We start from the raw sequence: 12,935 nt of genomic DNA, 5'->3' as shown, positions 1-12,935 counted from the left end.
TATCGGTAATCAGACAGCCTGGAACATTATTGGCCGGGTCTAAACTTAAGTGCTTTAGCCATGACTTGGTAAATGTAGCTTTGTTCTTGGATACCATGGAACAAATGGGCTTTGGGGCCTTGGGCAAAAATAGCCACGTCTTCGGCTGCATGGGTTTCGTCGTGCAACGGTATGGCCGCTTCTTGCAGAAAGTCCGGATGGGCAGTGTCGATGCCGGTTAAATCCGGGCGCGGGTTCGGGCCGCGGTAACCGGGTCCGTTAGTGTATCCCAGGGTAGTAAAAGGTAGGCCGTTGCTGTCTTCGGCATAGTCGGTGGCACCGGGATGTTTGACCAGACCCAGAATAGGATTACCGCGTTGCGGATAACCGGCAATGGTAAAAGTATGGCTGTGATCGGCGGTGACCACGATCAGGGTGTCTTTGGAATTGGTTTTTTCCACCGCTTTGCGTACCGCATTGGATAATTCCACTGTTTCAGTCAAGGCCCGAAAGGCATTCCCGGCGTGGTGGGCATGGTCGATGCGGCCCGCTTCCACCATTAATACATAGCCTTTTCTGTTTTTGGACAAAATCTCGATGGCTTTCGCTGTCATTTCGCTCAATGACGGTTCACCGCCGCTATCGCCGGGACGATCGTATTCGTATTCCATATGCGAGCGTTCGAATAAACCCAGCAAATGGTCGGTGTATTTGGGATCGACTGCATCGAAGCCGTTTTTATCGTACACGTATGCCGATTTTGCCGATTGGCCCAGCCACTGCCGGGTTAAATCCAGCCCATCCTTCCGGTTGCCGAATTTGCCGGCGTCTTCCGGGTCGGGCGTGGTATTGGGCAGAAACATGCCACGGCCACCACCCATGACGACCTCCAGACCATTGCCGTAAGGAAACTCCAGTAATTGTCTGGCAATATCATGCACCGTGGCGTCGGTCGGCAGATTGGCGTCGGACTCCCAATCGCGTTCGGAGGTATGTGCGTAACAAGCTGCCGGGGTGGCATGGGTGATACGGGCAGTGGTGACGATGCCGGTAGACAGCCCCTTTTCTTCAGCCTGTTCCAGTAAGGTTTTTACTTTATGGGCGTTAACGACGAAAGCATCTTTTTCCTGGCGGGCTACCTCTTTGCCTACAGACAGTTCGCCGTCATTGGTTTTAACACCGCTGATTATCGCGGTCATGGTAGGTGCCGAATCGGGTGTTTGTTGATTGACGCTATAGGTTTTGGACAGGGCCAGATAAGGAAATTGCTCGAAACTAAGCGAATTTTCTTCGCCGCCCCGGTTGTCCGGTTTGGTTTGGCCTTCCAGAATACGGGCGGCGGTGATGGTGGAAATACCCATGCCGTCGCCGACAAACAAAATCACGTTTTTGGCATAGCGCTGATTGCGATTGAGGTGTTCGGCGGCTTTCAGGTGTTCGGCGCCGCTTTCCAGCCAGAACGCGGGGGTTTCCGAAATGGTGTTGGCTTTGGTGTCGGTTGCCGCCAGTAGCATGGCGGCTAATATCACAGCACTGGAAGTCAATTTGAAATCATCGGAATACATAACAAGGTCCTCTATATGTCTATCGTGATCGCCGGCAAAAGTGCGATGCAGTACACAAATAGTAAAAAACTAATGTTTCAGTTGTGTGACAACTGATTCGCCGATTTCATATTACTGTCATATTTCTCGATTAGGCTTGAATCACCCGTTCTCGGTCGGGAACCAAGCAATTAATTGACCGCAAGGCAAAATACCGCCATAACTGCTTATTTTTCTGGTGGGACTCACGGCATGAAAAAAGATAAGAGCAAGAAGCATAAGCTGTTGTTGCGGCACTTAACGGCCGAGGACTACCCGCAAATCGCCGAGATCATGGATAGGGTCTATAACAATCTGGGTGGGGCATGGAAGCTGGAACAATATCTCGCGCAAGTCACCCGCTTTTCGGAAGGCCAGATAGGCATCGAAGACAACGGTGTGCTGGTGGCGGCGGCCTTGAGCATGATTGTCGATTACGCGCAGTTCGGCGACAACCACACCTACGCCCAAATTACCGGCGGCGGTTATTTAACCCACCATACCCTGGAAGGCGACACCCTGTACGGGGTGGATATTTTCGTTGATCCTAGATTCAGGGGGCTGAGGTTAGGCAGGCGTTTATATGACGCCCGCAAGGAATTATGCCGCAATTTTAATTTGCGCCGCTTCATTGCCGGCGGGCGTATTCCGGGTTATGCCAAATATGCCGATAGTCTCACGCCGGTGCGGTACATAGAACAGGTCAAAAGCCGGGAGATTTTCGATCCGGTACTGTCGTTTCAAATGGCCAATGGTTTCCACGTGCGCAAGCTGTTGACCGGCTATTTGCCTGTCGACGGCGATTCGCATGGTTATGCCACCTTGCTGGAATGGATCAATCTCGATTATGTGGATAAAACCCCTGAACTGGGCGATTTAAAAAGCCTGATCCGGCTGGGCGTGGTGCAATGGCAAATGCGACCCTTGGCCAGCGTGGAAGTGTTGCTGAAACACGCCGAATTTTTTATCGATGCGGTGGCCGGCTACAACGCCGACTTTGTGTTGTTTCCGGAATACATCAGCGCGCCGTTGATGGGCTTGTTCAACGATAAAAACCCGGCGGATGCGATCCGGGCCCTGGCCGGTTTCAGCCGGGATATTCGGGAAGGCTTGCTGGAAATGGCCATGTCCTACAATATCAATATCATCGCCGGCAGCATGCCGGAGTACAGTAATAAAGAACTCTACAACGTGTCCTGGCTATTGCGGCGGGACGGTACTTTCGAGGCGCAATATAAAATTCACATCAGTGTCGATGAAGTGGCGTATTGGGGGGTGCAAGGCGGCGATGCGCTAAAAGTGTTCGATACCGATTGCGGCAAAATCGCCATCTTGATCAGTTACGATGCGGAATTTCCGGAACTGGCCAGATTGGCCGCGCTGCAAGGCGCGCAGATGTTGTTTGTGCCGTTCTGGACCGACACCAAAAACGCTTATCAGCGGGTGCGGTATTGCTCCCAGGCCCGCGCCATCGAAAATGAATGTTTTGTCGCCATTGGCGGCAGTGTCGGTAATTTACCGCATGCTGAAAACATGGATATCCAATATTCGCAGGCGGCCATTTTCAGCCCCAGCGACTTTGCTTTTCCGCATGACGCCATTCTGGCCGAGGCTACCCCGAATACGGAAATGACTTTGCTTGCGGATGTCAACCTAGAACTGTTAAAGCAAGCCCGTACCCGGGGCGCTTCACAAAATCTGTCCAAACGCCGTGTCGATCTGTATCGCTTGGAGTGGCATTAGCTGCCCAGTATAACCATGCATCCGTTCAATATGGGCAATATGAAAATCATCGATAAACCGGCCCACCGCTTACCGGCCGCCGATACCGACTTAGCGCATTTACGCAGTCTGTTGATGGATATGCTGCAGCGGACAACACATCGGTTGCAAACAGCCGTGCAGGCACTCGAGCAGGCCGATATGGATTTGGCCCAAACCGCTAACCGCTTGGACGGCGATATTTCGCAGCATGAAATCGATCTGGAAGCCGTGACGTTTCTGGCCCGTTACAGTCCGGTGGCCGACGACTTGCGCACTGTTATCGCCAGTTAAAAATAGCGGCTGAACTGCAAAATATAGAAAACGAAATCGGCGGTTTTGCCCGGCTGGTGGCACAAGTGTTCGATCCCAGAACCAGCGATCCAAATCGCAAAATTTTGGCGGAACTGATCAATATGGGCTGCTTGGTGCGATTCATGTTATGTCAGATGGTCACCAGCCTGCAAAACCATAATACCCGGCCCTTATATGCGCTGCTGGCATCGGAGCCCGCATGCGAGGCGGCATTACAAGCAGGGATCACGCATCAATTGACCGTTGTGGTTCACGATACCCGGAACATGAAGAGCACCCTGGCCTTGCTGATCATGATGAAAGGCTTGGAACAATGTAGCGAGCGCTGTAAAAATCTGGCCGAATATCTGGTATGTGGTGTATATGCTGGATGGTGTCGAGATTCGGCAGGCAAGCGATGAAGCGGTAGCCGTCGACAGCCTGCCGGCAACGACATTGACAGGCTTAATCGATTAACCAGCGGTTTCGCAATTTATCTGCGTGTTCCACCAAATTATCCAGCGCCTTGGTGCAGTCTTCATGTTGCGGGTGTCGGCGGTTATGGATGGGATGTTGAAAGTCATTCAGTAGGTCGTCGATGAATTGCTCAATTTCCAATAATTCCGTCGGGGTTGTGGTTAGCGGTTCTTTCATAAGTGATAAGCGAATTTAAAAAATTAAAACCAACGTACAAAACGATTATGAAAGAATTATGACATCTTCGTTTAATAGTCTGCAAACCGCGCAATAAACAACAGAATCGTCCACGGGTTATACCTTTTTCATCGCAAATTTCCGTACCTCAATTCCTGCTACTGCTGGAGGGTGAGGGGGAGTAAAACCAAAAGTTGAAGTGCAATGGGTATAAAAGCAAATGCAAACGATGCCGGCAACAGCCGGTGGGTTGAATACACCGAGCTTTTTGGCCGGTCTGCCTTTAAACCACTGGGCCTATCGGATTTTGCCGAATTCGGGGAGGGTTTTTGAATATCAAGCGGATTGACTGAAGGTAATGCGTTTAACTCAACCTTAATAAAGGTGTAATTTGTATTTCTTGTGATGCGATTAACATTTTTGCCGATTGCTGGTAACAGCAGTTAAGGCAAAAAAATGACTAATCGACTCTGAGGATATTGATTCATGAAACAATTTAGATTAACGTTGTTGGCCGCGGCAATTACTGCGGCAATCTCGCCATTTTCGGCTCAAGCGGCCGATACCGAATTCGACAATTTTACCCCAATGACCGGCGATACCACGCCGCTGGATCCAGGTTCAGCCATGCCGTACAAGTTGTCGTCCGCAAATTTCAGCCAGGAAACCATTGCCGACCGTGCCACGCAAATTAATGTAGTGCCAGGCTCCAACTCAGGTAACTGGGACATGATTGCAGCCAACGAAACCGGTCCGGATGCCGGACGTTATTTGTTCATGCCGTTCGAAACCAACCAAGGCGGTGTACAACGCGTCGATTTGTGGGACAGCAACTACAGTTCCCGCACCACCACTATCGTGGCGCCCGGCACGCAAGGCTTTGTGTCCGGTGACGCATCGCGTTGGACACCATGGGGCGGTTATTTGACTGCCGAAGAATCCTGGGGTTCGGGCAGCAGTAAAGGTCGATTGTTTGAAATCGACAATGCAACCACCGCAACTGCCAACGGAGCAAATTTTGCATGGCAACAAATCATTCCGCGCGTATCGCACGAAGGATTAGCTTTCGATAGCAACAACTCGCTTTATTTTGTAGACGAATTGAACGGCGGCTCAATTTACAAATACGTTTCGGCCGATCCGTTTGCCACCAGCGGCGCCGATTATTTTACGGCCGGCCAAACATTTGCCTTGAAAGTGGGCAATGGCGGCCAGTTCGAAGGTAACAACGGAGCGGCTATCACAGGTTCAGCAACCTGGGAAGCGATTACCGATACGGATGGTAGCGGCTTGGTTGGTATTTCTACCGTGTTGGGCGATGGCACTATTGACGGTCGGGTGACTGCGGACACTGTTACGGCAACCGGTTATAACCGTCCCGAAGACTTGGAAATTCAAACGCTGTCCGGCGGCGATCAGTTTCTGTATTTTGCCACCACCGATTCCGACGATAACGGCGACAGCAGCGATGGCCGCGGCCGTGTTTATTCATTTAACTTGACGTCGCTGGAAGTTAAATTGTTTGCCGACAGCAACACCATCGATGCGGCAACCGGCCTGGCGGCGGGCGGTGCCTTTAAAAACCCGGATAATCTGGCTATCGATGCCGAAGGCAACATTTATATTGTCGAAGATCAAAATGGCGGTGTGGAAGATATCTGGTTTGCAATGGATGCCGACCGTGACGGCGTTGCTGAATCGGTCTCCAAATGGATTAGCCTGACGACTGCGGGTGCGGAAAGTACCGGTTTATATTTCGATAAATTCGACCCCAATAAAGCGTATATCAATGTGCAGCATCCGTCCGACGGTGTTGACCGTACAATCGAGCTGACCGCAACGGCGCCTGTTCCGGTGCCGGGCGCGGCTTGGCTGTTCGGTAGCGTCATTTTGGGCGGTTTGGGCGTCACCCGCCGCAAGCGTGCTTAATGTTGCTTTAGCCGGCAATAAGGCGGTTCCGTATCTTGCGGGGCCGCCTTTTTTGGCGATCGCCGCCAGGCGATAGCCGGGCGGGGTAGCGTCCTTAAAGGTAATGCGCTTTGTCGAGATTTCAGGTCCCTAACAATGTTTTAGTCGAATGACTATAGCAAGTTCTAACGCCGTTACCCGATTGATGCATGGTTCCGATGGCCGTCTAAGCACCGGAGGATGGGGTTTTCAAAACGCGGCAGCACGCTACCGGGCCTAGCGCGGCGCGCGCTTAAAGCTCGGATTCGGCTGCTTGTTTTTGCAGGGATATGTCGATCACTTGTTTGCCAAGCGCTTCGTCCTGCAGCATCAGATCAACCAGCGTATCGACGGTGCAACGCAGTTTCAGGCCGTTAAACCGGGTAAACGTTTTGAGTTTTTCATAGGTATCCTGATCCAAAGCTACTTTCTTCCGGTCCTTCTTGATTTTTTGAGATGTCATATTTATCCTACAAACGTAAATTGATTAGCTCACATCGGTATATCTTCTATACTGCGAGAATTTAGCAGATTTAAATTTTTTTTGTCACCGTGTCTTAGCGTATTTAAGCGTATGTTATGCGCTATAACCACTGGCCGGATAGCGTATATAAAGGTAAGCAGGGCTTAAAATAAGTCGATAGAACCGGCGGACGCTGCTTTTAGGATGCCTTGTTTGACCAGTGTATCGTAATCAAAGACACGATTACGGCCTGCATCTTTAGCGGCATAAAGTGCGCTATCGGCACGGTGGATGACTTCCTGCGGTAACACGCTTGGGTCTGCGTTGCTAAAGCCGCCGCTGATGGTGACGTGGCCTACTTGCGGGAAGTGGAATTCTTCGATGCTGACTCGGGTCCGCGCAAAGGCTTCCTTGGCCGACTCAAAGTCATTTGCGGCAATAATGGCCACAAATTCCTCACCGCCGTACCGGTATAACAGGTCGGATTGACGTAAGGAGTTTTGCAGTAAGCGGGTCACCATGATCAATACCTCGTCACCTATCATATGGCCGAAAGTATCATTGATTTTTTTGAAGTGGTCGACGTCCAGTACGCACAACCAATAGGTCTCCGGCTGATTTACACGGGCATTATCGTTTTGGTCGCTGGAATGCAGTTTTGCCGATAGCAGGTTCCATAAACGGTCGAGATTGGCTTCCAGGGAGTAGCGGTTTAGCAAACCGGTCAGCTGGTCGCGCTGACTGCTGTCGAGTAAGGCGAAATAATTGGTAAAAACTTCCAGCACACCATGAATGATGGCATCTTCCACGGGCGTGACTTCCCGGTCGCGCCGAAATACAAAATATCCCAGTACTTGATTTTCGCCGAAGATAGGGTAGCAGATCAGCAAGTCCAGTCCCAGTTTTCGGCAACAAGATTTGCGCAGTAAACGCACGCTTTCGAACAAATTGCGAAGCTCGGGGGAGACATGCTGTTCATTGGTAACTTCTTCGATATTGTCGACAATGCGTTTGCTGCCATGGTCTTCAACCACTTTTCGAGAGTGATAAAGTGCCCGAATGATATTGTTGTTGTCGTCAACCCGGTAAAAGGCGGTTTCCAGTATGCCCAGCAAGGGCCCCAGTGTTCGTAATAAGCTTTGCTCCACCATGGAAGTGTCGCGGATGGCTGTCATTGCGCCCAGTTTTTTTAATACGCTGGGCAGCCCGGAATCGGAACTCTTGTTAATCATTTAAAATCCTGAATTGACGGGCGGTTATGGCACCAAAATAACCGTAAGTTTCCAAAAGCTTAGTTTATCATCAAAAGCTTACACTAACTTATGGTGTTGTGGGTCACGCCTGTCTGGAATGGGGTCGTTTTAGGTCAGTAGAAACATTAATCCGCTCGCCAAAAACAGCAACTGCAACAATACGAATTTGATTCGTTGCCATGCGCTGGAGGCAAACCAGGTTTCGCTAATGAGTTTCCTAATTCGTAAACCAAACAAAGCTAATTGGGTTTTCAGGCTTTGAATCAGATAGGGTAGCCGGCCTAAAAACCGCGCGAACAAGATAATTCCCAGCATCCAGAAAAAATAAAACACCGCCATTTGAGCGTAATATTTTTGCATGCCTAAACCATGTATCAGGCTTTCCTCCAACGCGAACGATACAACTTCGTAGAACACATGCAAAATAAAGCTGAATTTATGCCAAAGTAACTCCGGCATGAACAGGCAGACGGCTATCAGGGCGGATAGGGAGATTTTTTTTAGCCATTGGGTATGCTGATTCGAAGGCCGTTTCATGGTGCTAGCTCTACTATTGAGTTAATGTTTCGGTCAGTTGGATAGGTGTGCCCAGGGCAGCTTGATATTCAGCGTGGGCTTTAAATAGTTGGCTTTGCGCTTCGGCTGCCATCAGGGCGGCATCACCATTGGCGATTTCGCGTAAATTAACAAAGAGCAAAGTACTTTCGCCCAGTTCGAAGCGGCTTTGCTCGCCTTGTTGCAGTTTTTCAGCGGCCCGCCATTGTTGCCGGCTGAGCATTACGCGTTGTCGGGCGGCATGAATGGCGGATATTGCATCTTTTATTTCATTGTTGATGCGGTCCTCCTGGAGTTGCAGGTCCCATTTCAGGCGCTGCAGGTTTGCGGCGGCGGATTGAGCCCGACCGCCGGCTACGCGCTGCTGCAATGGGATATCGACATTCAGTCCCAGATATAATTCATCGCGATTGATTTTTTGGTTGCTGTAACCCATATCTTTGGCCCCCATTACCGAGACATCCACGCCGGGTGCACGTTGATTGTTTTGCAGCGCCAGTTCGGTTTCGGTCTGGCGTTTTTGCAGCGTCAGGCGTTTCAATTCCGGGCGCTGGTTTTGCGCAGTCTGCAGGGCTTGTGGCAGATTGATATCCAAGGCCGGCTCCTGAGCCGGAAAGTCATCCGGTAACAACTCCAGGCCGGGTAATTGCGGTTGACCATCGGTATCGCGCCAATACAGGGAAAGCTGAATGGCGCTTTGCTCCAGCAAACGTTGCGCAGCCACCCGTCGTTCGCGGCGTTCCAAAATCGCCCGCTGGTTGTCCAGCGCTTCAAAATCGGCAATGTCGCCGGCCGCAGCGCGTTCGCGAATACCCGCATCGCGTTGTTCGGCGATTTGCAGCAAGCGGTCTGCCACTTTCAAACGCTGGCCGGCCAGTACCCAGTCCCAATAACGCAGACTGGCCAGGCGACGCAGTTCCAATAAAGCCTGATCGTATTCATGGCTGGCGATGAGTTTGCCCAGCTCGGCCTGTTGTAACTTGGCCCGGCGACTATCGATTTCGCGGTTACGCCATAACGGAATATTCACGCCTAGTCGAACCTCGCCGTCATTTGCGGTTTGGCTCTTGCCTTCGTAGACCGGATAATCGCCGTCGCCACGGCGCCAGCCGCCAAAAAAAGTGGTGCCCCACAAAGCGGTAGGTTGTTCGATACTGACATCATTCATCTGATTTTCGTAAATACCGGCCACCGACCAGCGGTTTTTCGTTTTAAGCTGGGTATCGAAACCACCTTCGGCGGACTGGTATTCGCCTTCGGCAACTTGTTTGCGTTGCTCTGTGGACAGCAAGCCCGGAAAAGCCCTAAGCGCTGCCGGCAAAACCTGATCGAGCGTCAGTGGAGCAAGGGGCTCGGCCGAAGTGGGCTGGCTAAAGCACCACAACACGAATAAGCTCATGGCGATTTTATTCATAAGTCTTTTTTTCTGTGCTGCTAAGGTTTTTACTATCGTCTTTGGCTTTTTGCATTAACTCGGGTTCCGGCAATACCAAAGGCGGAAAGCCGTTAAAGATTCGCCATAATTCATAACCCAGCGTCACTTGCCCCAGCAACACCCAGCCATTAACCCGCACACCTTGTCTTAAAAAACGCGGATCAGGCCAGGGTATATCGTCGTCAGCGGGTATTACCAACACCCGAAAATGTCCTTTGCCATCGTCGCTGGCGTCGATTAAAGCCACTTGTCCCCCAAACGAGCCCACGGAAAACTCCGGCCAGCCGCCGAACTGAACGGCAGGATAACCTTCGAATTGCAAGCGCACATGGCTACCGGTGACGATCAGGGGCAAGTCGTTACCATCCACCCACAGTTCCACCGCTCTAGCCTGGGTATTTGGCACCAAAAGCGCCACGGCTTGGCCGGGTTTTAACAACTCAGCGCCAGGGTTGGCCAGCAAGCGCAGTATCGTGCCATCCTGCGAGGCTGTGATAGTTTGGGTTTGTTGCCGTGCCAGGCGGGTTTGCAGTTTTAATAGATCCGCTTGCAGATAATTTTGATCTTCGATGGCTTTGTTCAGATCGGCCCGGGTTTTTTCGATTAGCGCTTGGGTGTCGGCAGACAGTTTTTGCCAATCGGCCTGCAGGGCGGCAATTTCGCTGTCAGCCGCGGATAAGCCGGCCTGAGCGCGATTACGTTCCGCATCGCGCTGGGCGCTGTCCAGTTGCGCCAGTTCCAGCGTGCGTTGCGAAGACAAGCCTTTGTCGCGTAATTGTTGTTGACGGTTTAAATTCAAGTTGGCGGTTTTGTGCGCTGCTTTGGCAGCATCCAGGCTTTGCAGGGCCGCACTGCGTCGCTGCTTGGCCATGGCAATACGGGATTCGGCGGCACTCAAAGCTTGCGGGCGGGCTTGCTCCGCCATGCGTAATTGGCTGCGGAAGGTCTCGACCCTACTTCCGACCGCAACTTGACGTGCCAGTACAGCCTCTTGTTCACTCGCCAGGCGTTGTAACAACAGGGGATCATTGTCCAGTAATTCGGCAATCACCTGGCCTTGTTTGACCTGGCTACCTTCTCTAACCAGCCAGCGGCTGACCCTGCCTTCTACCGGTGCGCTGATTACCTGTTGGCGTTCGGCCGGGCTGTATGCCACCACCCGGCCGATACCGCGCACGTTTTGTTGCCAGGGGGTCAGGCCCAGCAGGATTAACAAGATCAGCAATATCAGCAGTAAGGAGCGGGCAATACGGCCTGCCAGCGGCAGGGTTTTGGCATGGGCCAGGGCGCGGATCGAAACGGTGGTAAATACACTGGATTGGTCGGTACGCATTACAAGCCCTCCAGTGGCGAGCTGGTCTCAACTATCGCGCCCTGTTCAATGCGACAATGCCTTGAGCAGGCTTTGATGACCCGGTCTTGCTGGCTGCAGACAATCAAGGTCCAGGGCGAGTCATCAGCCACTAAATAATCCAGTAACGTGGGTAGGTAAGTGCTGTCGATATGATCCAACACCTGATCCAGCATCAACAAACGGGGGCTTTGAGACAGGGCGCGGGCCAGACTTAGACGCAGACACTGCTCCCGACTGAGCGGTGCTCCCTGTAAACCCAGTGGCGTGTTCAGTCCCATCGGTAAATCGGTGATAAATTCCAGTAGCCCAACCTGTTGCAGAGCCTGTTGTATGGCGTGAAGATCCAGCGGTCGGCCCATGTGCACATTTTCGGCAATCGTGCCCGGGAGGGTTTCCGGTTCGCGCACCAGGGCAATGGTATCGCGCAGCAAACCCAAATTAAGGTCGCGTAAATCCTGATTATCCAGACTGACCGAGCCGCTGGCGGGGCTGCGCAGACCAAACAGCAAGTCAAGCAAACTACCGCGTTGGGCGCCACTGCTGATGACAAGCCGTTCGCCGGGCGCAATCTGCAGATTCAGATGGCGTAAGGTGTCGAGTTGCGGACTTTGCGGCAGGCTGACGTTATTCAGCGCCACGCGGTAGGCCGAGGTTTTGACCGCGGGTGAGGTGCCAAGCTCTTGTTCTTGCGGCAAGTCTAATAAATGGCCGATTTTGTCGATGCTGGTCAACAGTTCGTAAAAGTTATCCAAAATTTTGCCCAGCCGGGTCAGGCCATAAATCATGGTGTTCACCACCAGTTCGGCGGCAATCAGTTGTCCCAGACTCAATTGCCGTTCGATGACCATCCAGCCGCCCAAGCCCAGCAACAATGTGTTGGCGACCGCATGCAAAGCCAACGCAGCAATGTTTTGCCTGGCCAGAATGCGAAAATGCTGGGTGCAGGCATAGAGATAATCCAGAGCAAGTCGATCGGTGCGTTGCCGGAAAAAACTTTGGGTATGCGCTGCCTTACCCAGCAAGGCATTGCCGGCAATATTTTCCAGCCAGGCTGCGGCGGCATATTTGGCTTTGGATTGTTCGATGGCGGTACTGACACCGTGTTTGCCCATCACGAATAAAATTACAATCAGCATGGCGACTAGGAATAAGTCGAACGCCAGTAATATCGGATGATAAAAAGCCAGCAGCAGCATGCCGATCAAGGTTTGTAAGACATAACCCAGGCTTTCCAGTAGCATCACCGCTGCTGTTTTTTGCAAGGTCACCACATCGAAAAACCGATTGCTTAATTCGGGTAGATACTGGCTGTCCCGTGTAGCAAAATCCGCTTGTTGCAAGCCGGTAGCCGCCGTGCCGAACAGGCGGACAAACAAACGTCGCTGCAACATTTCCACCACATAAAACTGCCAGGCCGCCAGTATGTTGCTGAAAGCCATCAGCACTAACAGGATTAAGCTCAATACCAGCAAGGGCTGAAACAAGGCGCCAAAGGCTATGGTGTTGACCAGTGACTGCACCGCAATCGGCGTGGACAGCGACATCAAGCCAATACCCAAGCCGTATATCAGCAGTGTGGTAATGTCCTCGCGCTCAAGCTGTACCAGCTGATATAGGCGCTGCAAGGGCGTCGGATGGCTAGACATGTAAAATCACT

Annotated in this window: 12 protein-coding genes; 4 read left to right on the top strand and 8 right to left on the bottom strand. The window is 51.9% G+C overall.

Annotation, left to right across the window (positions count from 1 at the left end):
* Positions 1 to 26 precede the first annotated feature (26 nt).
* Positions 27 to 1,544, bottom strand: a complete 1,518-nt coding sequence (locus M0R33_RS07805; protein WP_292567508.1) for an alkaline phosphatase — start codon at positions 1,542 to 1,544, stop codon at positions 27 to 29.
* A gap of 231 nt (positions 1,545 to 1,775) precedes the next feature.
* Here M0R33_RS07805 and M0R33_RS07800 point away from each other — a divergent pair, with 231 nt between their 5' ends.
* The 3 genes from M0R33_RS07800 to M0R33_RS07790 all read left to right on the top strand — a co-directional run bounded on the left by M0R33_RS07800 (position 1,776) and on the right by M0R33_RS07790 (position 4,039).
* The gene (locus M0R33_RS07800) at positions 1,776 to 3,305 is read left to right on the top strand and encodes a carbon-nitrogen hydrolase family protein (RefSeq protein ID WP_292567505.1); all 1,530 of its coding nucleotides are present in this window, start codon (positions 1,776 to 1,778) and stop codon (positions 3,303 to 3,305) included.
* 15 nt (positions 3,306 to 3,320) lie between these two features.
* Entirely contained in the window at positions 3,321 to 3,617 is a 297-nt protein-coding gene (locus tag M0R33_RS07795) for a PhoU domain-containing protein (RefSeq protein WP_292567502.1), read from the top strand.
* 65 nt (positions 3,618 to 3,682) lie between these two features.
* Positions 3,683 to 4,039 (top strand): hypothetical protein, encoded by a 357-nt coding sequence (locus M0R33_RS07790; protein ID WP_292567500.1) that lies wholly within the window; start codon positions 3,683 to 3,685, stop codon positions 4,037 to 4,039.
* A 43-nt stretch (positions 4,040 to 4,082) separates the two neighbouring features.
* Here M0R33_RS07790 and M0R33_RS07785 read toward each other — a convergent pair whose 3' ends face one another.
* Positions 4,083 to 4,271 carry a hypothetical protein gene (locus tag M0R33_RS07785; protein ID WP_292567498.1) on the bottom strand — a complete coding sequence of 63 codons (189 nt, stop codon included), beginning with the start codon at positions 4,269 to 4,271 and terminating at the stop codon, positions 4,083 to 4,085.
* 486 nt (positions 4,272 to 4,757) lie between these two features.
* On the opposite strand from M0R33_RS07785, the gene M0R33_RS07780 reads away from it, so the two are divergent.
* A complete protein-coding gene (locus tag M0R33_RS07780) occupies positions 4,758 to 6,200 on the top strand; it encodes an alkaline phosphatase PhoX (protein WP_292567496.1) in 1,443 nt (480 codons plus the stop codon).
* Between the two features lie 271 nt (positions 6,201 to 6,471).
* Here the strand turns inward: M0R33_RS07780 and M0R33_RS07775 are convergent, their stop codons facing one another.
* The 6 genes from M0R33_RS07775 to M0R33_RS07750 all read right to left on the bottom strand — a co-directional run bounded on the left by M0R33_RS07775 (position 6,472) and on the right by M0R33_RS07750 (position 12,924).
* The gene (locus tag M0R33_RS07775) at positions 6,472 to 6,681 is read right to left on the bottom strand and encodes a hypothetical protein (RefSeq protein WP_292567493.1); all 210 of its coding nucleotides are present in this window, start codon (positions 6,679 to 6,681) and stop codon (positions 6,472 to 6,474) included.
* Between the two features lie 164 nt (positions 6,682 to 6,845).
* Entirely contained in the window at positions 6,846 to 7,913 is a 1,068-nt protein-coding gene (locus tag M0R33_RS07770; RefSeq protein ID WP_292567491.1) for a GGDEF domain-containing protein, read from the bottom strand.
* 129 nt (positions 7,914 to 8,042) lie between these two features.
* A complete protein-coding gene (locus tag M0R33_RS07765; protein ID WP_292567489.1) occupies positions 8,043 to 8,471 on the bottom strand; it encodes a hypothetical protein in 429 nt (142 codons plus the stop codon).
* Positions 8,472 to 8,484: 13 nt separating this feature from the next.
* Positions 8,485 to 9,903, bottom strand: a complete 1,419-nt coding sequence (locus M0R33_RS07760; protein ID WP_292567486.1) for a TolC family protein — start codon at positions 9,901 to 9,903, stop codon at positions 8,485 to 8,487.
* On the bottom strand, positions 9,896 to 11,257 hold the full coding sequence (locus tag M0R33_RS07755; RefSeq protein ID WP_292567483.1) for an HlyD family efflux transporter periplasmic adaptor subunit: 1,362 nt from the start codon (positions 11,255 to 11,257) through the stop codon (positions 9,896 to 9,898). Before M0R33_RS07755 ends, M0R33_RS07760 begins: the two co-directional genes overlap by 8 nt.
* Positions 11,257 to 12,924 carry an ABC transporter ATP-binding protein gene (locus M0R33_RS07750; RefSeq protein WP_292567481.1) on the bottom strand — a complete coding sequence of 556 codons (1,668 nt, stop codon included), beginning with the start codon at positions 12,922 to 12,924 and terminating at the stop codon, positions 11,257 to 11,259. The genes M0R33_RS07755 and M0R33_RS07750 overlap by 1 nt, the downstream gene beginning before the upstream one ends.
* Between the last annotated feature and the right edge of the window lie 11 nt (positions 12,925 to 12,935).

Source organism: Methylomonas sp. (assembly GCF_023228165.1).
In the GTDB taxonomy this organism is placed as follows: domain Bacteria; phylum Pseudomonadota; class Gammaproteobacteria; order Methylococcales; family Methylomonadaceae; genus Methylomonas.
The sequence above is the reverse complement of the archived record's forward strand: the minus strand, read 5'-3'. Positions and strand labels throughout refer to the sequence as shown.

Coding starts and splice junctions, on each gene's coding strand:
- M0R33_RS07760 (WP_292567486.1), bottom strand. CDS start 9,903: ATGAATAAAATCGCCATGAGCTTATTCGTGTTGTGGTGCTTTAGCCAG.
- M0R33_RS07770 (WP_292567491.1), bottom strand. CDS start 7,913: ATGATTAACAAGAGTTCCGATTCCGGGCTGCCCAGCGTATTAAAAAAA.
- M0R33_RS07780 (WP_292567496.1), top strand. CDS start 4,758: ATGAAACAATTTAGATTAACGTTGTTGGCCGCGGCAATTACTGCGGCA.
- M0R33_RS07750 (WP_292567481.1), bottom strand. CDS start 12,924: ATGTCTAGCCATCCGACGCCCTTGCAGCGCCTATATCAGCTGGTACAG.
- M0R33_RS07755 (WP_292567483.1), bottom strand. CDS start 11,257: ATGCGTACCGACCAATCCAGTGTATTTACCACCGTTTCGATCCGCGCC.
- M0R33_RS07765 (WP_292567489.1), bottom strand. CDS start 8,471: ATGAAACGGCCTTCGAATCAGCATACCCAATGGCTAAAAAAAATCTCC.
- M0R33_RS07805 (WP_292567508.1), bottom strand. CDS start 1,544: ATGTATTCCGATGATTTCAAATTGACTTCCAGTGCTGTGATATTAGCC.
- M0R33_RS07775 (WP_292567493.1), bottom strand. CDS start 6,681: ATGACATCTCAAAAAATCAAGAAGGACCGGAAGAAAGTAGCTTTGGAT.
- M0R33_RS07785 (WP_292567498.1), bottom strand. CDS start 4,271: ATGAAAGAACCGCTAACCACAACCCCGACGGAATTATTGGAAATTGAG.
- M0R33_RS07795 (WP_292567502.1), top strand. CDS start 3,321: ATGCATCCGTTCAATATGGGCAATATGAAAATCATCGATAAACCGGCC.
- M0R33_RS07800 (WP_292567505.1), top strand. CDS start 1,776: ATGAAAAAAGATAAGAGCAAGAAGCATAAGCTGTTGTTGCGGCACTTA.